At 52.4% G+C, this 19,315-nt stretch carries 19 protein-coding genes; 16 read left to right on the top strand and 3 right to left on the bottom strand.

Annotated features, from left to right (window positions below):
- Positions 1-89 precede the first annotated feature (89 nt).
- The 3 genes from DXH47_RS05605 to DXH47_RS05615 all read left to right on the top strand — a co-directional run bounded on the left by DXH47_RS05605 (position 90) and on the right by DXH47_RS05615 (position 3,461).
- Entirely contained in the window at positions 90-578 is a 489-nt protein-coding gene (locus DXH47_RS05605) for a hypothetical protein (RefSeq protein ID WP_129032383.1), read from the top strand.
- 215 nt (positions 579-793) lie between these two features.
- Entirely contained in the window at positions 794-2,149 is a 1,356-nt protein-coding gene (locus DXH47_RS05610; protein WP_129032384.1) for a hypothetical protein, read from the top strand.
- 574 nt (positions 2,150-2,723) lie between these two features.
- Entirely contained in the window at positions 2,724-3,461 is a 738-nt protein-coding gene (locus DXH47_RS05615) for a hypothetical protein (protein WP_129032385.1), read from the top strand.
- A 55-nt stretch (positions 3,462-3,516) separates the two neighbouring features.
- On the opposite strand, the gene DXH47_RS05620 is transcribed toward DXH47_RS05615, so the two are convergent.
- The gene (locus tag DXH47_RS05620; RefSeq protein ID WP_129032386.1) at positions 3,517-4,155 is read right to left on the bottom strand and encodes a hypothetical protein; all 639 of its coding nucleotides are present in this window, start codon (positions 4,153-4,155) and stop codon (positions 3,517-3,519) included.
- Between the two features lie 310 nt (positions 4,156-4,465).
- Here DXH47_RS05620 and DXH47_RS05625 point away from each other — a divergent pair, with 310 nt between their 5' ends.
- Entirely contained in the window at positions 4,466-5,380 is a 915-nt protein-coding gene (locus tag DXH47_RS05625; RefSeq protein WP_129032387.1) for a hypothetical protein, read from the top strand.
- 217 nt (positions 5,381-5,597) lie between these two features.
- Positions 5,598-5,981 carry a MarR family winged helix-turn-helix transcriptional regulator gene (locus DXH47_RS05630; RefSeq protein WP_129032388.1) on the top strand — a complete coding sequence of 128 codons (384 nt, stop codon included), beginning with the start codon at positions 5,598-5,600 and terminating at the stop codon, positions 5,979-5,981.
- A 69-nt stretch (positions 5,982-6,050) separates the two neighbouring features.
- Here DXH47_RS05630 and DXH47_RS05635 read toward each other — a convergent pair whose 3' ends face one another.
- Positions 6,051-6,311 (bottom strand): hypothetical protein, encoded by a 261-nt coding sequence (locus tag DXH47_RS05635; RefSeq protein WP_129032389.1) that lies wholly within the window; start codon positions 6,309-6,311, stop codon positions 6,051-6,053.
- 131 nt (positions 6,312-6,442) lie between these two features.
- Entirely contained in the window at positions 6,443-6,985 is a 543-nt protein-coding gene (locus DXH47_RS05640; protein ID WP_129032390.1) for a hypothetical protein, read from the bottom strand.
- A gap of 376 nt (positions 6,986-7,361) precedes the next feature.
- On the opposite strand from DXH47_RS05640, the gene DXH47_RS05645 reads away from it, so the two are divergent.
- The 11 genes from DXH47_RS05645 to DXH47_RS05695 all read left to right on the top strand — a co-directional run bounded on the left by DXH47_RS05645 (position 7,362) and on the right by DXH47_RS05695 (position 19,310).
- Complete coding sequence (locus DXH47_RS05645; RefSeq protein ID WP_225423507.1) at positions 7,362-7,637, top strand: hypothetical protein; 276 nt, start codon at positions 7,362-7,364, stop codon at positions 7,635-7,637.
- A gap of 1,650 nt (positions 7,638-9,287) precedes the next feature.
- Positions 9,288-10,115 (top strand): alkaline phosphatase family protein, encoded by an 828-nt coding sequence (locus DXH47_RS05650; protein ID WP_129032392.1) that lies wholly within the window; start codon positions 9,288-9,290, stop codon positions 10,113-10,115.
- A 243-nt stretch (positions 10,116-10,358) separates the two neighbouring features.
- Positions 10,359-11,618, top strand: a complete 1,260-nt coding sequence (locus tag DXH47_RS05655) for a NupC/NupG family nucleoside CNT transporter (protein ID WP_129032393.1) — start codon at positions 10,359-10,361, stop codon at positions 11,616-11,618.
- Positions 11,619-11,851: 233 nt separating this feature from the next.
- Entirely contained in the window at positions 11,852-13,186 is a 1,335-nt protein-coding gene (locus tag DXH47_RS05660; protein WP_129032394.1) for an NCS2 family permease, read from the top strand.
- Positions 13,187-13,260: 74 nt separating this feature from the next.
- Entirely contained in the window at positions 13,261-14,175 is a 915-nt protein-coding gene (rihC, locus tag DXH47_RS05665; protein WP_129032395.1) for a ribonucleoside hydrolase RihC, read from the top strand.
- A 586-nt stretch (positions 14,176-14,761) separates the two neighbouring features.
- Complete coding sequence (locus DXH47_RS05670; RefSeq protein ID WP_129032396.1) at positions 14,762-15,646, top strand: metallophosphoesterase family protein; 885 nt, start codon at positions 14,762-14,764, stop codon at positions 15,644-15,646.
- A gap of 209 nt (positions 15,647-15,855) precedes the next feature.
- The gene (gene rsmG, locus DXH47_RS05675; RefSeq protein ID WP_129032397.1) at positions 15,856-16,584 is read left to right on the top strand and encodes a 16S rRNA (guanine(527)-N(7))-methyltransferase RsmG; all 729 of its coding nucleotides are present in this window, start codon (positions 15,856-15,858) and stop codon (positions 16,582-16,584) included.
- Positions 16,585-16,604: 20 nt separating this feature from the next.
- Positions 16,605-17,432 (top strand): nucleoid occlusion protein, encoded by an 828-nt coding sequence (noc, locus tag DXH47_RS05680; protein ID WP_129032398.1) that lies wholly within the window; start codon positions 16,605-16,607, stop codon positions 17,430-17,432.
- Positions 17,433-17,446: 14 nt separating this feature from the next.
- Positions 17,447-18,214: a ParA family protein gene (locus tag DXH47_RS05685; RefSeq protein WP_129032399.1), complete on the top strand. Its 768-nt coding sequence runs from the start codon at positions 17,447-17,449 to the stop codon at positions 18,212-18,214.
- Positions 18,204-19,088, top strand: a complete 885-nt coding sequence (locus tag DXH47_RS05690; protein ID WP_129032400.1) for a ParB/RepB/Spo0J family partition protein — start codon at positions 18,204-18,206, stop codon at positions 19,086-19,088. Before DXH47_RS05685 ends, DXH47_RS05690 begins: the two co-directional genes overlap by 11 nt.
- A gap of 12 nt (positions 19,089-19,100) precedes the next feature.
- On the top strand, positions 19,101-19,310 hold the full coding sequence (locus DXH47_RS05695) for a DUF951 domain-containing protein (protein WP_129032401.1): 210 nt from the start codon (positions 19,101-19,103) through the stop codon (positions 19,308-19,310).
- The last annotated feature ends 5 nt before the right edge of the window (positions 19,311-19,315 follow it).

The raw sequence follows: 19,315 nt of genomic DNA on the forward strand, positions 1-19,315 counted from the left end.
AATAACCTCTTTCATTGTTTGTGTAGGAACATCAATGATAACAGAGATTTGTCTTGGTGTTTTTTATTTTATCAATTAGCTAAAAGTATTTGGCTAACTTGATTATAAAACGCGCGACTGAATTTAAGGGTGTTGATGGTGCTAACTACACTTCTACAGATTTGGATGCATTTGCTCAATCTAACAAGTTGGTAACCCTTTACACGCCAACCTACCAAGTTAATGGTAAGAATGCTTACACTAAGTACACGCTAGTTTCTGTACAAAGTGGTTCTTATGGTGTTGGCAACCAAGCTCAATTGGTATATATTGCCAAGGAATACACTGATGCAACGTCACCAGTTGGTGATGGTACTGCTAACTCGACTGAAACTGATACAGGTCATGTTGTTGGTGATAATCCTGCCGTTCACGGAAACAGTACTGCCGGGGGAAGCACTTCCGGAAACAGTAATGCCGGGGGAAGTGCTTCCGGAAACGATAATGCCGGGGGAAGTACTTCCGGAAACGATAATGCCGGGGGAAGCACTTCCGGAAACAATAACGCCGGGGGAAGCACTTCCGCTGATAAAGCTTAGTCCTTTGTCGCTCGTTAATTAATTTTAAGTTAGTGGTTGTTTTAAAGGTACCTAGACTTTTTGTCGGGTACCTTTTTATTGTAAAAATTAATTATGGAGTTTGAGTAGAGTATAGTGGATGACAATTATTAACAGTTTATCGGTTTTATCATTAGTGAATATGATATAATTAAGCCCGTTACATAAACTTATTCATCGGAGGAGAAGATTACATTATGCAATCACGTTTAGCAAAAACCTTGTACCTTGGGTTAGCTGCATTGAGCTTAGGCGCCGTGGCGTCGGTCTCAACAACGGCTAGTGCCAAGAGTAAGGCTAAAGTTGTGTCCACTAAGCCCTTAAAGACGGCACCGGAAACGCGGAATGTTCAAGTTACAGGAACCAACGCTATTTACTCTAAACCGGGAACGGTTAAGGGCGCTAAGATCGTGGCTTCTAAGAAAACGGTCAAGAAGTTGGCGAACTCCAAGAAGTCTGCCGATTACTTCCGGGCTTACAGTATGCAGGTCACCAACAAGGGGTCCGTTTACTACAAAGTCGTGGCTATGAACGGGAAGCACCGCGGCTACATCTACGGGGGGAAGAAGGACACTGTCTTCGCTGGGGGCATTAAGTCTGCAACCACCACGCAAACGGCTAATCTGTCAGCGAACACGACCGTTTACTTTGCCAAGCCAGGCAAGACCAACGTGACGTGGAGTGCCCCGAAGTACACCCAATATAAGGCTTCTAAGCAGGCCGCCAACACGTTACCGTTCGCTAAGGACACCCTGACCGTCACCAAGGCCGAAACCAAGACCCGTGAAGGTTCCCTGTACTACTACGTGGAAGATGCGGCTCATCCATCCATCAATGGTTGGATCTACAGCGGCGCTTTGACTACCACGCAAAATACGTTTGATGCTAAGTCCGACGTGAAGGTCAACTTCCAGACGACTTCCGGCGCTATCGTGAAGTCGACAACGTTAGCTGGTTTAAAAGCAAATGATGGTGGTAAGGTAGCAACCAAAGTTGGTACTGCGGTTGGAACGGATGCTGCTAACCAAGCAACGGATGCTTGGGGTGCGGCTGCACTAGCTGGCACTGGCTACGCTTACAAGCGTTCGGATTCCATGAATAATGCGGCTTTAACAGCGGCTAAGTCCGGGGACACCATTACTTTGTATGTAACCCAAAATGTAGCCCAAAGCACCAAAATCAACTTTTACGCGGTCACTAATGACCTGTCCCAACAAGGAAAACAGTTGAAGGCTTACACTAAGAGTGCCTCGGCGACTACGGTTGCTTTCCCAGCATTAACGAACATGTTTGCTGGCGCTAAGGATTCAACTTACACAGCTAATGATGTGCAAGCTTATCTGACCGCCAATAACCTGACGACGCTTTACACGCCAAGTTATACAGTTGGTAACGACAAAGTCTACATGAAATACACTTTCAACAGCGCGCTTAATGGAATCTATGGTTCAACTAACGCCAAGGCTTTCTACACGGGAACCCAAGAAAATGGGGCTTCACCGGTTGATACCATAGCGACTACCACGTCTGCGAATCAAGATTACGTGGGCTAATCCCAATTAAATCGAGTCAAAAGAAATCCCTCGCCAACTATTTGGCGAGGGATTTTGCTGTTCTGGGGGAATCGAGTGACGGATCAAGAAACGGGAAAACTGACCAAACAAACTCGTTCCTTGGTCGGTCTAGCATAGCGAACCGTCCGCCCAGTTGAACCGGACTGGGGTTGAACGGCTTGGGGAGGCTATGACTTTTAGCCCCGGTGGGGAGAAGCGCGGGATAATCGCCGGGCGTCTACCCAATAATGCCAGAGGACCTGAGTCGTTGAGCAGGTAATAAGCGCCGATTCGTCGTGGATTGAGTCGAACCGGTGTGGTATCGCGGCAGTGATCATCGAAATCATCTCGATTTATTGGAATTGCGCTGAGTGTAGTCCCTTTCTGGAACGAAGCCCAAGGAAAACGCTTAAAAATGGTGCGCGTGGGGGCCGTTGCTAAGGTAAGTAACTTTTTTAAGTTGACTTTCATTTCTAAAATAGTTTACCCGGTAACCTACCCCATTTTTTGGGAGAGGTGCTACACTAGGGAAAAACGAAGATGGGCAGCATCTGCGAAAGGGAAGTGGGCAATTATGACCAAACAGATTGGAATAACCGTTAGTCTTTTATTGGGAATTGTCGGGGTCACGGCCCTGGGGGTTGCGGTCCCAACGTCGCCCCATGCACTGGGCGTGGTCAGCGCCACTAGTGCGGCTGTCATGGTGGCACAACGGCCGCGGCATTTCGTAAGCGCTACCGCGACTGGCCGGGCCCCGCTGGTCTGGCGGGCGCGGACGCCGGTCGTGACCAAGCTGGCAGTGGGGACCAGCAGTACGGCGACCGGGACGCAGGTGTCGAAGGCGGCCATCACGCTAGAACGGAATTCAAATACGCCATCAACGGGGACCGGTGGCGCGCCTAGTAATCCGTCGAATTCGTCGAGTTTAGGGTCAACGAGCAGTAGTTCTTCATCTACCAGTAGTAGCAATTCCGGCACCTCGAGTTCATCCGAAAAGCCGATCAATGGCGGAAACGGCGTGAATCAGAACGGTGGCGGGAGTAGTGGTGCGGGGAGCTCCTCGTCGAGCGGTACGCACGGTGGCACCGGCATCACGCCGACTAATGGCGGTGGTGGTGACCACCCGCAGAGTGGGGCGCCGACTTCCACGCAGTCGACGATTCCGGGAAGTCATTCCTGGGTCAGTGGCTGGTTACCGCAGACCAACGAGCAGGGGAAACTCCTCTTATTGAGTGCTGGGGGGCTGATCCTCTTGATTTCCGTGCTGACCGTGGCTTATGGCTGGTGGCGCGAACGTCGGTCAAAAGCGTAGTTGAACGAACGCAAAAAGGCCCGGCAGTTGTCGGGCCTGAAAAGGGGGACGGGATTTAGATGAGTGGTGCGGTCATGAAGCCACCGGCGTTGCGGTTCCGCACGGCCGTGGCTAAATCAGTGGCGTGGGTGTACGTCTTGAGATCATCGGTCCCAAGCATCGCCCCTAACCAATCGAGCTGGGCAGGCGCAAACGGCGACTGGCCAGTCTCTTTTTGCCAATAAATCAGCGGTGGTAAGTCCAGAAGTTGAGCCATCTCGACCACCGACCGTTCCAGACAAGCGGTGCGCAAGAAGCGCAGAAGGTCGGCGTAGCTGTACTTGGCTGCCGGGTCCGTGCTGTCGGGATGGCCGTGGAAGCGCCGGGCAACTTGGGCACTGTCGGGCCACTTGATCATCGCGAGGCGCAACTCGGCTTCGTGGCGCAGGACACTGTCCGTTAAGACTTGTTCCATCGCTAGAGACAAGTCGTCCGCCGTGCGTAAGCGCTCGAAGTCACTAGCTGGCAACCCGTAAAAGCCCATCAAGAGGCGTTTCGTTTCCGGTTTGAGGCGGTGAGCCTGACTGTGTTCCAGGTTGAGGTAGTACCAGTCGGGAAGGTCGAATAGGGTTAACTCGGCGCGGAAGGTATCCAGGTCATCCTGGTAGATCCACTGTCGCAGGGTCGTTAAAATTTCACCAACGGTTTGGCTCATCGTTGCTCATCTCCTTATTTGTACGGTGAGTATACCAAGTCCAAGTGGTGATTTGCTGTGATGGTGCTAAGAAATTAGATAGAAAACGAATATTAAGGCCATAAGTTTGTCTATAATTCATATTTTTATATTTAAACGAATGGGCCACAACATGGTTGAACACCGTCAATATTAATAACTGTTTGGTTTAACTTTCGTTTATGGGGTGAGCCGATTACTTGCTAATGTTCGTGGTTTATGGCATATTAACGCTGGCCTGAATAATCAATGAGGCCTTTCAATTAAGTGTTTATCATGAGGGGGCATTCTGATGGAACCACGGTGGAACAATACGACTCCGGCTTTGCGTGATAAAGTCACGCACCGTGAGATGTTGGTATTATCAGATTTACGCGTGCAAGATATCACTCAGCAAGTTGATGCGAGTGACGTTGCTTTGGATTGGGAACATACCATTTTATTGAAGAATCTGCCGTCCGACGGGAAGACACGTCGGGGACGGACGATCGTTTGGAATGATTTGAGTGGGTTCTTATTGGTCACGGCGTCCCCCAACAATCTGATCGACCGGTTGTCGCGGGATAATCTGGTGAGCCGGTTGGACATGCAAGCTTATTTACAGGTTTGCCAGGGGAAAAATCCCGTTCCGTACGTTGTGGGGGACTTTCGGTTGATTGCTGTGGGCACGCAACAAAAAGAGCAGTACGACTGGATCAATCTCAAGTACTTCCAGACGATGATCCCGTTTAAGCGCAAGCGTGAGCGTGACCAAGCGTTGGTCATGTTGACCAACGGCGAGCAGTTATTGATTGAGGATACCGCCAGTCGCATGACGAACCGGAAGACGACCGCCGATAAAATCTTCGCCCTGCAGCTGAACCAGGCCAAGCATGACTTTCAGTTGTATCGGCCGAACGAGGGCCTTAGTCAACGGAATTACACGACGTTGCAGGCGTTTCAACTCGAAAAGATTGGTCAAGTCATCGAGCACGTCGTTCCGCGCTTGCGGAAACTCTTGACCGCAAAGGAGTGGTCGGACCTGGTCACGGCAATCGAACGAAATCAGCGGATACCCGAGGATATGCGGGTTCAGCCACCGAAGCCGGATGACTCGGCGGCTAAAAAGCCGGTTAAGCATGACCCCAAGAAGTCGCCGAAACCGCACCAATGGGACCAACAAAAGGATCCAAAAAAACATGGTAATCAGGACGAAGCGGGGGATTGAGCGGAAGCGGACAGAGTCTTATAACGAATTAAATAAAAATATTTCAACGGGCGTGACCTGTTTACACTATATTCGTTTGTTCTATGTTACAATACGAAGAGTATCAACTTAACTCGTCAGTAGTTTGGCGGCTAGGTTGGTCCGCGATGACTATGTTGACGCTGGTGATAACCGGGCCAGTCACTCGGTTACGACCGGCACGAGGAGGAAGAGCACCATGACAGAAGTAGATGAAATGGCCGGTGACATCGAACGAATTCACCAATTGAATTCACTCCTACGGCCGTTTATCAAACGGCCGAGTAGCGGGGACGCGGTCACGTTTGAACAATACCGGATTCTACACGAACTGATTCGGGAGAAGACCAGTACCAGTGAACTGTCGCGGCGGTTACACGTCGGGCAATCCATGATCTCGATTCAGATCAGTCGGCTACTCAAGGGGGGCTACATCCGTGATGAGACCCTCCCGACCGACCGCCGGTACCATGTGTTTCAAATCACGCCCCGCGGGGAAGCGGTACATGAACACGTTAGTCTTGTGTTGACCCATGAGCTGCCCCAGTTGATGGCTAAGTTAGCCACCTACGTTAAAGTCTGATCCCACCAGTGGGCGGAATGATGACACGCAAAAAGGCCGAGACCAACGTCCCGACCTTTTTTGTACCGCTTATTCGGCGGCTTCTACTTTATCGTCTGCTGGTTCTGCGAGGGCAGTCCCATTCTCGTCGACTAATTGAAGTTCCGTTTGTCGAATCACCACGAGGTCCCCGAAAGAATCGATCTTGTCTGTTTCCTTCTTCTTCAACTGGTCTGGTTCAACTTGAACCAGCGCCGAATGTTCGTACAGCTTGGTAATCGTGCCGTAGAATGAGGTCGAAAACAGTTCGGTTTCTTTGCAGTAGACCCGGTCATTTACGTGTAAAGCCATGAATGATCGTCCCCCATAAAAGTAATTTATAACAGGGTAAGGGTTATGCCGAAAAATGTCAAGGAAAATCGAAACTTTTTTCAATTAAGGGCTATTATTAAGGGAATTACCTTATAAACCATTCAGCGTCTTTAATGATGGCGTAACTGGTCGATACGTTCCTGGACCGTGAAGCGTTGGAGTAATTCAGTTTGCCGGGCGGTGTGTTTGGCCAGGTCACTGAGAAAGTCGATCTCCAGGTCACTCAACGGCGCCTGGGCCCGCGCGGCCGTCAACAGGTCATCGACGGCGTGATCCAGTTGGGCGTTGGCGGTTTTTAAGGCGGTGAAAGTCGGTAGGGTACTGAGGCCCCCGGCCGAGGAGACGGTCGTCGTGGTCGGTTGCGCCGGTTGCTTCTGCGGCGCGTCAGCCACGAAGTAGTAATAGACTTCGCGCGGCTTGAGCGTGGCCTTTTGAATCCGATGGTCAATCGATGGGGCCGCCGAGACCGCGCCCATCACGGCGGTCTGCGGGTAGCCGAGCTTGCCGAGCATCTGCCGCAGCTGAACCGCCCGTAACCCCTTGATGCCGGGGAAGCGACTGTCTGAGACCACCTCGACCAACTTATCGTCTTGCAGCCAGGCGATGATCTGCTTGCGGATCTTAGCCGCCTGACTATTCTTGGTATTCGCCAATCTGTTCACCCTCCATTAGACACCAATTAGACTTAATTAATGTCGGAATTATTAATAACATTACACCATTTTTGCGGGGGCGAATGCAAGGCGGGCACGCATTTTTTTGCCGCTTTCGCGCGTCTTTTTGGGAGCCGTCGCTAATTTCGCGGGTAAATATGGTACAATCGAGCTACATGGTTGAAAAGGGTGCCGCGCGTCAACCACCGGCCAAACGACGTTGCGCGCGGCTTTTTGTTTGACCACGAGTAGTGGGGTGTGAGTCCCAACTACTGCTCTGCTTCCACGTGATTGGCCACAGGACGAATGACGCTCGGAAGTCCGGCGATGAGTCCTTAGGATTCCCCGTCCGGTAGTCAATTGATTATATATAGGAGTGAACATTTTGCATATTTTTAAAGATGAAAACGGAATTCGCTTGGTCGTTTCCCACCAATTAGGCCACTTTGCCGTCCACTTCGCGGATTATGCCCCGGAGCAGGAATTCATCAACTACGGCTTGAGCCAAGACAAGCGGGGGCGTTATCATCTCACCATCGAGAAGACCAACTTAACGGCGCTGCAGGCGTCGGTCTTCGATAAGGACGTCATCTTTGGTGATTTGGGCGATGAAGTTACCCCTATCAACGGCGTTACCTTCATGTTACTCTAAGCTTGAACCAGGGGAGTGGCGCGATGCTAAGCGCAACACGGGTCCGGCAGTTGCCGGACCTTTTTCGCGTCATCTAATTGGGAGAGTCAAGGCCTGCGAAGCCATCGACCGCGATGCGCCCCTTAACCGGCCAGCCGGGTTAGCGGATGACGACGAGGTGATCTATGAGCTGACGCCAAGAAGGACGCCGAGGTCTTCCTGGAAAGTAGCATTGCGTGAGTCACCAAGCTAGACCAGCACGTGAACCAATCAGCGGGTGTCAATCCGCCGGGCACGACTGGCGCCCAACCAACTTAGTATTAAGTCGCTAAGAGTGGGCTAAACATGTGCATTCCGATTATATTCGCTGTATAACAAGGGTGTGCGTTCAATGACAACGCATAAAGTGATTTCTTTTGTTAACGGATAACTTATAATCAGAGCAATGTCGCATTTCGTAGAACCTTTCCTCCAAACAAGAACTATCGTTTTGTGACCGTTGGTTATGGGCTATGCGATCGGATACCGGTGCCTGCGGGTGCCGGTATTTTTATTGGTCGGTTTGACGCAGCAAAAGTGGTTCTGACGACGGAATTTGCGTGAGGGAACAACTAGCGTTTAGGCGGCATGGCCGGCGCACCGGGCCCTTTAGCTGGGGTTATAAAAAAGTTTGTCACTTTAGCGGCCTTTCGGTTGCAAACGTTTACAGTTAATGATATATTATAACCGTAGAAAGGACCAGGGGTGGCCAAGCAAAGCACCACTTGATCTAGTTGATAAAAGTTTCACGGTTCGTAAATCTGATTTCCGTTTTGACGTAAGTCTGATTTAAGAGTTTCAATCAGTACCACAGATTTTTGATAACACGGTTCAAGATTCACGGTTTAAGATTCAAGCGTCACGGTTTCGCACCAGGTAACACAGATAAACCTTCTAACGAACTCTAGAAGAATCACGCACCAGCATTAGGCACTTCACCACAATTGAATAAGCTTTATGTACCATTAAGCAACCTGTTCTGAGATGGATAAACAATGTCAAGCCTAGAGCTCGGATGTCGGCACTAACCAGCTTCACGCGAGGATTTCAAGAAGAATCGTTTGAGCGTTGACGGGGACGACCGATGGAGGAATTAAGGAACACTGAAAACGGTAGCCAGAAATTAAGTGAGTGATTTGGCGGCTGCGACAGTTCAGTTGGAAAATTTGATGTATGAGGCGATTAAGTATTACGAAGATGACAAGACGGAAATTCCGGGATCACGCCTGCCTTTCTACAACCGAGTAGACTTCAAGTTGATTCTCAGCTAACTTGAAGTCTATTTTTGACTCTTGGATTCGGTTTGGAGGCCCATTGGTTTACGGCATTACATAAACAAACGCGTGGGTCAGTGAGTGGGCTAATCCAGGAACACGATTTTAGCTGACCTAGTGGCAAAGTGGAGTAGTCCGGCACGTAAATCCTTTTAACCCGGTGGTAAATGGCCACCAGTGAATTTTCAATCCGACAATCACGAACTAGTTTAGCGCCGAAATGTTCGGGAAATTCGAAAATTGACGCTTTTAGTCAATCGGGGATTTACAGTGCTTTAGTGAAACGGTATATTATTACTAAGGCCCGGGACGCCCAGTCAAATTTTACGGAAATCCCGGACGAAGGGAGTGAGTAAGTGTGGCCTTTCACCGCATTTTTGTCATTGATTTTGCCGGGTTAGGATTAGGCGAATCTTCCGACGCGAACCACTTTCAATCCGTCGGTGCCGATACCATTGGGCACGTGGCGGCTACTTGGCCGGGAAAGCTGCAGCTCCCAACATTACAGCGCTTAGGCCTAGGCAATATTCGGGTTGACCATCCCATCTTGGGGGTCGAACCCATCTACCAACCGTTGGGATTCTTTGGGCGCCTGCACATGACCGCCCAGGACAACTTACGGCCGACCGGGCTTAGGGAGATGTGGGACTACACCGGTGCGATTCGCACCGAGAACGTCTTTACCACGCTGATTGCCGCGGGTTATGCGGTGACGGTGGCCGGGCCCTTTCTGAGCTATCTGGCCACCCAGACACCGGCCAATCGCTACCAAGTTGGCAGTAATCAAGCCAGTTTCAAGATCTTATACGACCGGTTGAACGAACCGGTCTCGGGCTTGACCTACGTGTGCCTACCGGAGATGCGCTTTGCCGGGGAACATCAGGACCTGATGGGCTTCGGCACGGCGCTCATCGCCGCCGACCACTATTTAGAACAGGTGGTGCACGATTTGGGGGCTAACGACCTTCTGATCGTGACGGCCACCCACGCCGCGGACCCGACCTTTAGTCTGACGCCCACGCGTGAGTATCTTCCATTATTGGCGTACTCACCGTCCCGGGCGAAGGGCTTTGCGTTGGGTATCCGCCGCACCCTCGCGGACATCGGGGCGACCGTCTTAGAGAACTACGGGGTCGCCACCGAGCACGCAGGACATAGTCTGTTGAATGAAATCACGCAGATCTGACGCACAGGATTCCTTGAAGGGGGGTGAGGAATAGCACCAGACCGGAACATACTTAAAGTGCAAGGACTAGCGAGAGGTTACTTCACTTATTTATTTACCCATTACGCTAGACTTTAAGGTCGTTTTGGTATCGTTCGGAACAGAAATTATGCGTACATAGTTTCTGCAGCAGCATCGTGTCGAAACGGAGTCGGTGGGGCGCCACCACCCGTTAAACAATATCGGAAAGAGGTATTTTGACCAATGTTAGTCGCAATTAATATTCTCGGGGTAATCGTCTACCTCGCCATTGCTTTCCTGTTCTCCAAGGCGAAAAAGAAGATTCACTGGAAATCTGTCGGTGTCGTTTTGGTCTTGAACCTGATCTTAGCTTGGTTCTTCACCAGTTTTGGCATTGGCCAAAGCATTGTTAAGGGTGCGGCCGATGGTTTCAACTGGTTGGTCCAAGTGGCCTATCAAGGGATCGTCTTCGCCTTACCTAACTGGGTCACGCCACAATTTGGTGGGACCGCGAAGTCGATGAACTTCATTACCAGTTCATTGCTGCCAATCTTATTGGTTGTTCCAATGTTCGATATCCTGACTTATATCGGGGTCTTGCCTTGGATCATCAAGTGGGTTGGCCGGGGCTTGTCCTACATTACCGGACAACCGAAGTTCGAATCCTTCTTCTCCGTTGAAATGATGTTCTTAGGGAACACCGAAGCCTTAGCCGTTTCTCAATTACAATTGAAGAGTATGCGTAAGGAACGGAACCTGACGCTGGCCATGATGTCCATGTCCTGTATCACGGCGTCGATTCTGGGGTCATATACCCAAATGGTTCCGGGGCAGTTCGTCTTGACGGCCGTTCCGATTAACATCTTGAACGCCATCATCGTGACGAACATGCTGAACCCAGTGGATGTCGCACCGGAAGAAGATACGATTGCCAAAATCGGCGGCTCGAACAGTGCCGCTGCCGAAGAAGGCGCCGTTGATGACAACGGGAAAAAGGAACCTTTCTTCTCCTTCTTGGGTGACTCCATCTTAGGGGCCGGCCGCCTGATCTTGATCATCGCTGCCAACGTTATCGCCTTCGTGGCCTTAGCTGCCTTGATCGATAAGCTATTAGGCTTAATCTACCCGTGGCTCTCATTGGAACACATCTTAGGGATCATCATGTTCCCGTTTGCTTGGTTGATGGGACTGAACGTCTCCGATGCCTTCCAGTTCGCTCAATACATGGGGACGAAGTTAGTCACCAACGAATTCGTGGTCATGGGGAAGATTGCTTCCACCATCAACACGAATGCGTTCTCTGACCACTACCGGGCCATCTTGACGGTCTTCTTGACGTCCTTTGCGAACTTCTCGACGACCGGGATGATCATCGGTTGTTTCAAGGGAATCGTTGACCGGGAAAATAACGAATTGATTTCGAAGAACGTGGGCTACATGTTACTTTCTGGGATCCTGGTTTCGCTGCTTTCTGCCGGAATCGTGGGTATCTTTGTTTGGTAATTTTGCCAGTTCTGCTTTAAACTAATGATAGCCCAGAGGCCTGGCCTGCTGGGCTATCTGTGTCAGAAGCCCCGGGGAGACCGGGGCCGGGCTGATGCGCGTCATCGGCCGTACGGGTGCCGACCTTTCGTAGCGACGAAAGTGAAACCCAGCCGGGTGTTTGAGACCATCCGGTTGCAATGCCCGTGAAGTCTGTACGTCATGTCGTGGCGTATTGAAAGCTAGGGAAAATTATGGATAAGCAACAACCACAGGTCACGCGCGTCGAGACGGCCATTGACCGGGCCAATCACATGACGTTGCGTGAAGCCTTACGCGACAAGGAGGTCGTCCGCAATGAGTTGATTGCGGGCGTCACGGGCTTCTTTGCCATCTCCTACATTATTATTGTCAACCCGCTGATCCTAAAGGATGCGGGGATTCCGACCGACCTCAGTGTCTTTGCGACGATTTTCTCGTCCGTCGTGGGGTGTTTGATCATGGCCTTCTGGTCCAACGCGCCGATTATCTTGACGCCCGGCATGGGGGTCAACGCCTTCTTCACGTACACCATCGTGGTCAACATGGGGTTGAGTTGGCAAGAAGCGCTGGGAATCGCGGCCGTGGCCAGTTTTGCCTACATGGTCATCGCCTTTACCAAGATTTCAACGGTGCTTTCCGAAGCGATTCCCGAATCGCTGAAGAGCGGGATCACCGCGGGGATTGGGCTCTTTTTAGTCGAGATCGGACTGGAAAAGGCCGGACTCATCGTAGCCGGCAAGTCTTCGCTGATCGTGCTGGGGGACCTCCTCAGCCCAACGCCTTTGCTGGCGTTGTTCGGATTAGTGTTGAGCCTCATCCTTTACCTGCGGAAAGTAAAGGGCAACTTCTTCATCGCCATCATCGCCACTAGTTTATTGGCGTTCTTCTGTGGCGTGAAGGACAGCGACACGCCCAGTGTGGACCTCGCACGCTTGGGCCAGTACCACAAGATCGTCTTTCAAAACGACCTGTCGCACTGGGCCAGCACGCCGTTCATTCTGGCGGCCTTTTCTATGACCATGATTCTGGTCTTCGAGTCGATGGGCCTACTGCAGGGCCTGTTGCCCGACCAAAAGAAGTTCAAGAAGACCTTCGAGGGCAGCTCGGTCTCGACCTTTCTGTCCGGGTTCATGGGCACCAGTCCCACCGTGGCGGCTGCCGAAAGCGCCTCGGGGATTGAGAGTGGGGGCCGGACCGGCTTGATGGCGTTAGTCGCCGCGGCCCTCTTCGCCTTATCATTGATTTTTGTGCCGCTGTTGGCCTACGTGCCGTCCGCGGCGATTGCGCCCGTCATCATCATCACGGGAGCAATCATGATGGCCGCCATCGGGAATATCGACATGGCGGACTTCTCCGAATGGTTTCCCGCGTTTTTGATCATCGTGTTGATTCCATTCACGAACAGTATCTCGACCGGTCTGGCTTTTGGTTTCGTGGCCTACCCAGTGATGAAGCTGGCGTTGGGTCAGGGCAAACGCCTGACCTGGCCGGTGTACCTGCTCGGCGTCTTGTTCCTGCTCGACTTGGTCTTCAGTGCCCTGTTGTAGCGGGACTTGATTTGCCGGCAAAACGTAAGCGGTTACGCAAAACGATTTACAGAATTTTTGAGGAGGAAATAAACATGGCAATTAAAATTTTAATGGATACCGACCCCGGAATTGACGACGCAGCGGCGTTGACCATGGCGATCAACGACCCCAAGATTGACTTACAGTTGATCACCACGGTGGCCGGCAACGTGACTGTCGACAAGACCACCAAGAACGCCTTGAAGATCGTCCGGTTCTTCAACCAGGATATCCCAGTGGCTGCTGGTGCCCAGTTACCATTGTTCAAGGATTTTGAAGACGCCGCCCGGATTCACGGCGAATCGGGGATGCCGGGGTACGACTTCCCCCAAGACCTGCCGACGCCGCTACATAAGACGGCCGTCGAAGCCTTACACGACACCATCATGGCTAGTTCAGACCCCATCACGCTGGTGCCGACCGGCTCGTACACCAACATCGCCTTACTCTTATCCGAGTATCCCGAAGTGAAGAGCCACATCGACCGCATCGTGGCCATGGGGGGCGCTCTGGGCATGGGGAACATGACCAGTGCCGCTGAGTTCAACGTCTTCACCGACCCGGACGCGGCCGCCATCGTCTACAAGTCCGGTGTACCGATCGTGATGGTCGGCTTAGACGTCACCATGAAGGCGTTACTGACCAACGAAAACATTGAAAAGTTACAGTCGTTGAACGAAGCCGGGCAGATGCTGCACGACATCATCATCAATGACGGTGACCACAGCGACCAGGGCAGTGCGATGCACGACGTCAACACCATCTTCTACCTGTTGCACCCCGAAGCCTTCACCACCCGTGACATGTGGATCGACGTGGTCACGGACGGCCCCGCCATCGGGGAGACCGTCGGCGATATCCGTGGGGCTTACCACAACGGCAAGACCAACGCCAAGGTCTCCGTGGACATCGACGCCCAAGCCTTCAATGACTGGTTCATGGCCGAAGTTAGTGCGATTAAGATGTAGGGTTATTGATTTAACTGAAAAGTAACGCAACGCCGTCACCCGATATTTTGAAGGTGACGGCGTTTAGCGTCGGGATTCAGATAAAAAATGACAACCTTTACACAAACGAAAACTTATCGATACAAAAACTAGACAAAGGCTTGCTATGATAAGGGTAAATCAGGAGGAAGAAAGAAGATGTGGTGAATGTCTGTTACGGATACCGATACACTCATCTTACTCATTTTGACCTGGTTACCGATGTTATGGTTTAGGAAACCAGCCCATCATCGTCGATAAGTCTTTTCCGTTGGAGGAGTCCGGAGTTGTTCTGGGCTCTTTTTGAGTTGGGAGGATTGGGGTGAGCGACGAGCCGGGCCTTTCGTGAAAACTTTACACGATGTTGACCAAGACCATACCAATAATTTACATGAAACGGGTATCCTAGACGTAGTTTCGCCGGCGAATCGTCTCGCGGGTCCGTTCGGTGGGGTACCACAGGGCGCCACCGAATGCAGAACTCAGCCTTCGCCGTAAATCTTGGGCGCTAGCGACCGGTACGGGGAGCGCAATAACCGGTCACTAGGCGATAGGGGCAATGTGGGAAATGAACAAATATACGATTATTCACGTGTCCGATCCGCAACTCACACCACCACTACCGGAAGTTGGCGCCGTTGCCGTTGCCAAGTTACAGCTGATTTTTGACGACATCGTGGCGCACCATCTGTGTCCCGATTTGGTCGTCATCAGTGGGGACTTGATTCAGCGGGGCGCCACGGCCGATTATCGGTGGTTACGGACCTACTTGGCACAACAAGAGCAGCGGTTGGGGACTGCGATTCAAGTCATCTTAGGCGACTTGGACGACCGGCAAGCGTTCAACGCCGGTTATTTGGACCAGACACGACGCGCTTACTACGCGTACAAGCTGAACCAGAAGAACCTGGACTTTTATTTTTTAGACTCGAAATGGGAGAGTCGCCGCACGGCCGGTTGGCTGGACCGAGCGCAACTCGACTGGTTGAATAAGAACCTTCACCTGGTGCCCCGGCGCCGGGCGTTTCTCTTTTTACACCACCCCTTGGACGCCCCAGCGTTGCGGGACATGCGTTACACCTTGTTGCAGAATAATCGTGAATTGCTGGCGATCTTGCACGGGCATAACGTGGGGGGGATCTTCGCCGGGCACCTGCACTTTTCAGCCAACTACCTGGTGGACAACGCGGTACCGGTGACCGTAGCGGGGGCGGCGTCGACCTACATCGACTGCCAAGACCCCCACAAGCACGTGGTCCACGACGCGGTCAGCTATAACGTCATCACCATCGAACGGGGCATCGCCAGTGTGACCAGTCACCCCTTGCGCTTTGACACGGGCATCTTGGCCACGATTCCGGTGGGCAACACCGGCTTCACCAAGCATCGGCCGCGTTTGACGCGGATTCGGGATGTCAGTGGGGTCAATCTACGCGGTGGTGTAGGCGAGTAGCGGTCATTAAATTCAGAAAGCTTAGAATCGGGGGACCTGCTGGGGGTCCGCCGATTTTTTATCGCGCGGGGCGTTTCATGTGGCCCCAGTTTTCGGTATAATAGGAAACGATGTGGTGCGGGGACGCGGTTGCGTTTCCGCTATAAGTAAGGTAAAGTATAAGCAAACGTGAAACAATTGTTTCACAGAAGTGGACTGGGAGATTATAAATGAATCCAGAAGAATTTCGGGCCGCACTGGCCGCTCAGGGGATCACGTTGACCCCCAAACAAGAGCAGCAGTTTGCGACGTACTATCAATTTTTAGTGGCGACCAACGAGCACGTGAACCTCACGACGATCACGGCCGCCCCAGAAGTTTATTTGAAGCACTTCTACGACTCGTTAACGCCGGCATTTTATTTGCCAGCCCTGCAGACCGACCCGCTCACGTTATGTGATGTGGGGGCCGGCGCCGGGTTCCCGTCGTTGCCGTTGAAGATTGTCTTTCCCCAACTTCAGGTGACCATCGTGGATTCTTTGAACAAACGGATTACCTTCTTGACCGAGTTAGCGGCCAAGTTGGGCCTTACCGGAGTCAAGTTTTACCACGCGCGGGCCGAGGAATTCGGCGGCAAGCGCGCGCCGCACCGGGAGAGCTATGACCTGGTCATGGCCCGAGCCGTGGCGCGGTTATCCGTGCTGAGCGAACTGTGCTTACCGTTGGCCAAGGTCCACGGGCAGTTCGTGGCGTTGAAGGCGGCGAAGACAGCTGACGAGTTAGCGGTGAGTCAAACGGCCATCGCCACTTGCGGCGGGAAGCTCGTTGCCGACCATGCGTTTAACCTGCCGGTCTCAAACGACCCGCGGCATATCGTGGTGATCGACAAGGTCAAGCCCACGCCCAAGCGTTACCCGCGCAAGGCGGGCACGCCCAACCGGGAACCGTTAGAAGATTAATGAGATGGAGGTAAGATAAGTTGCCATTTTCATTATTTGGAAATAACCGGGACAAGGCGACGCCGCCGGTGAAGCAAAACGTGGTGCTGATCCCGTTGGCGAAGATCATCGCCAACCGCTTCCAGCCCCGGCAACGCTTCGAACCGACCGGCATCGACGAACTGGCCCACACGATTGCGGCGCACGGGTTATTGCAGCCCATCGTTTTACGTCAGTACGAGCCCGACCACTACGAGATCATTGCCGGTGAACGGCGGTTTCGGGCGGTCACCAAGCTCGACTGGACCGAGGTCCCGGCCATCGTCGAAGACCTCGATGATGACGAGACGGCCTCGATGGCGTTGATTGAGAACCTCCAACGCGAAGAATTGACCGCCATCGAAGAGGCCACGGCCTACCAGCAACTGATGACGCTCAATTCGATGACCCAGGCTCAACTGGCCCAGGGCATCGGTAAGAGTCAGGGCTTCGTGGCTAACAAGTTGCGGTTGCTCAAGCTCAGTGACCCGGTCCGTCAGGCGTTGTTGAACCGGCAGATCTCGGAGCGCCACGGCCGCGCGTTACTGGCGGTTAATCCGGCCCAACAGGCCACGGTGCTCCACCAGATCATCGACCGTAAGCTCACGGTCAAGGAGACCGAAGCCCTGATTGCGGCCTTGGCCCCACAGAAGACCAAGCACCGCCGCAAAGTCACCAAACAAGGTGTCAACGGCGACCCCCGCGTGGCGGTCAATACCATTCGCCAATCGGTGAAGATGGTGACCGACGCGGGGATGTCGCTGACCACCAAGGAAGAGGAGACGGCGGACCATTACCGGATTATTATTGATATTCCAAAAGAAAGCTAGAGGTGGAACGAAGTATGGGTGAAATCATCGCATTAGCCAACCAGAAGGGCGGCGTCGGTAAAACGACCACCGGCGTGAACCTAGGAGCGGCACTGGCCACGGACGGCAAACGCGTCTTGTTGGTCGATACCGATGCACAGGGGAACGCGACCAGTGGTGTCGGCGTGCAGAAGTCGGCGATTCAACGCGAAATTTATAACGTTCTGGTCGATGAGATTCCGATACGTGACGCGATCGTGTCAACCGAGCACGCCGGGTTGGACCTCGTGCCGGCCACCATTCAGCTTTCGGGGGCCGAAATCGAACTGACCCCCATGATGGCCAGAGAGACCCGGTTGAAGGCGGCGCTCGACGAGGTTCGTGACGACTACGATTATATTTTGATCGATTGTCCGCCGTCGCTGGGATTGCTGACCATCAACGCGTTCACCGCGGCCGACTCCATTTTGATTCCGGTGCAAAGTGAGTACTATGCGCTGGAGGGGTTGACCCAACTATTGAACACGGTCAAACTGGTCCAGAAGCACTTCAACCGCGATCTACGGATCGAAGGGGTGCTGTTGACGCTGTACGATGCCCGGACCAATTTGGGCAAGCAGGTCAACGAAGAAGTCAAAAAATACTTTAAAAATAAGGTTTACGCCACGATTATTCCGCGGAATGTCCAATTAGCCGAGGCTCCGAGTCATGGGATGCCGATTATTGACTACGCCCCGAAATCTAAAGGGGCCCAGGTATACACCGAACTCGCAAAGGAAGTGCTAGCTGCCCATGGCAAGTAAGAAAGAGAAAAGTTTAGGACGCGGCATCGACGCGCTGTTTGCTGAAAACGGCGTCGATACCGGAGAAGAGACCGTTGTGGATCTCGATTTAGCGGCGATTCGCCCCAATCCGTACCAACCCCGGCAGAAATTCGACCAACAGGGGTTGCACGACTTGGCCGCGTCCATCGAAAAGACCGGCGTGTTTCAACCGATCATCGTGCGTCAGCCCGATAAACAGATTGACCGCTACGAGATTTTAGCGGGCGAGCGGCGTTTCCGGGCCTCCAAGATGGCCAACAAGGACACCATTCCGGGCATTATTCGTGACGTCACGGAGGAACAGATGATGGAAATTGCCGTCTTAGAGAACCTCCAGCGCGAAGACCTCACACCTTTGGAAGAGGCCGAGGCCTACGATACGTTGATGACCAAGTTGACGTTGACGCAGGCGCAAGTGTCCGAACGTCTGGGCAAGAGTCGGCCGTACATCGCCAACTACCTGCGTTTGCTGGGGTTACCCAAGAAGGTCAAGGACATGCTGCAACACAACCAGCTGTCGATGGGCCAGGCCCGGACCTTACTCTCATTGAAAGATAAGAGTCAATTGGTGGTGCTGGCGCAAAAAGCCGTTAAGCAGGGGATGACCGTGCGGGCGCTGGAGACGGAAGTCAATAAGTTGAACGGGGCCGCTAAAAAAATGGCCAAGAAACCGGCCAAGAAGAAGTCCCCGTTCCTGCGTTCCACGGAGAATCAACTTCAGGAACACTTTGGTACGCAAGTCTCAATCAACGAGAACAATCACCAGACCCATACGGGCCACATCGAGATTGAGTACCTGTCGAACGATGATTTGAACCGCATTTTGACGTTGCTGAACATTCAATCGAACTAACGGAGGGATACGATGTACGACTTAGGCGATTTGGTGGAAATGAAGAAGCCTCATCCATGCGGGGCCAACCGCTGGGAGATTACCCGGATGGGTGCGGATATCAAAATCAAGTGTACCAACTGCGGCCACGTGGTCATGTTGTCGCGGCGTGAATTTGAAAAGAAATTAAAGAAGGTACTGGTCAAGAAGGCCGATATCGAAAATTCAGAAAAGAGTGAATAAGTGTT

Origin of the sequence: Levilactobacillus suantsaii (assembly GCF_004115745.1) — a bacterium.
GTDB classification, from domain to species: domain Bacteria; phylum Bacillota; class Bacilli; order Lactobacillales; family Lactobacillaceae; genus Levilactobacillus; species Levilactobacillus suantsaii.

Coding starts and splice junctions, on each gene's coding strand:
- DXH47_RS05655 (WP_129032393.1), top strand. CDS start 10,359: ATGTTAGTCGCAATTAATATTCTCGGGGTAATCGTCTACCTCGCCATT.
- DXH47_RS05660 (WP_129032394.1), top strand. CDS start 11,852: ATGGATAAGCAACAACCACAGGTCACGCGCGTCGAGACGGCCATTGAC.
- rsmG (WP_129032397.1), top strand. CDS start 15,856: ATGAATCCAGAAGAATTTCGGGCCGCACTGGCCGCTCAGGGGATCACG.
- DXH47_RS05625 (WP_129032387.1), top strand. CDS start 4,466: ATGGAACCACGGTGGAACAATACGACTCCGGCTTTGCGTGATAAAGTC.
- DXH47_RS05635 (WP_129032389.1), bottom strand. CDS start 6,311: ATGGCTTTACACGTAAATGACCGGGTCTACTGCAAAGAAACCGAACTG.
- DXH47_RS05670 (WP_129032396.1), top strand. CDS start 14,762: ATGAACAAATATACGATTATTCACGTGTCCGATCCGCAACTCACACCA.
- rihC (WP_129032395.1), top strand. CDS start 13,261: ATGGCAATTAAAATTTTAATGGATACCGACCCCGGAATTGACGACGCA.
- DXH47_RS05685 (WP_129032399.1), top strand. CDS start 17,447: ATGGGTGAAATCATCGCATTAGCCAACCAGAAGGGCGGCGTCGGTAAA.
- DXH47_RS05620 (WP_129032386.1), bottom strand. CDS start 4,155: ATGAGCCAAACCGTTGGTGAAATTTTAACGACCCTGCGACAGTGGATC.
- DXH47_RS05630 (WP_129032388.1), top strand. CDS start 5,598: ATGACAGAAGTAGATGAAATGGCCGGTGACATCGAACGAATTCACCAA.
- DXH47_RS05695 (WP_129032401.1), top strand. CDS start 19,101: ATGTACGACTTAGGCGATTTGGTGGAAATGAAGAAGCCTCATCCATGC.
- DXH47_RS05610 (WP_129032384.1), top strand. CDS start 794: ATGCAATCACGTTTAGCAAAAACCTTGTACCTTGGGTTAGCTGCATTG.
- DXH47_RS05690 (WP_129032400.1), top strand. CDS start 18,204: ATGGCAAGTAAGAAAGAGAAAAGTTTAGGACGCGGCATCGACGCGCTG.
- DXH47_RS05615 (WP_129032385.1), top strand. CDS start 2,724: ATGACCAAACAGATTGGAATAACCGTTAGTCTTTTATTGGGAATTGTC.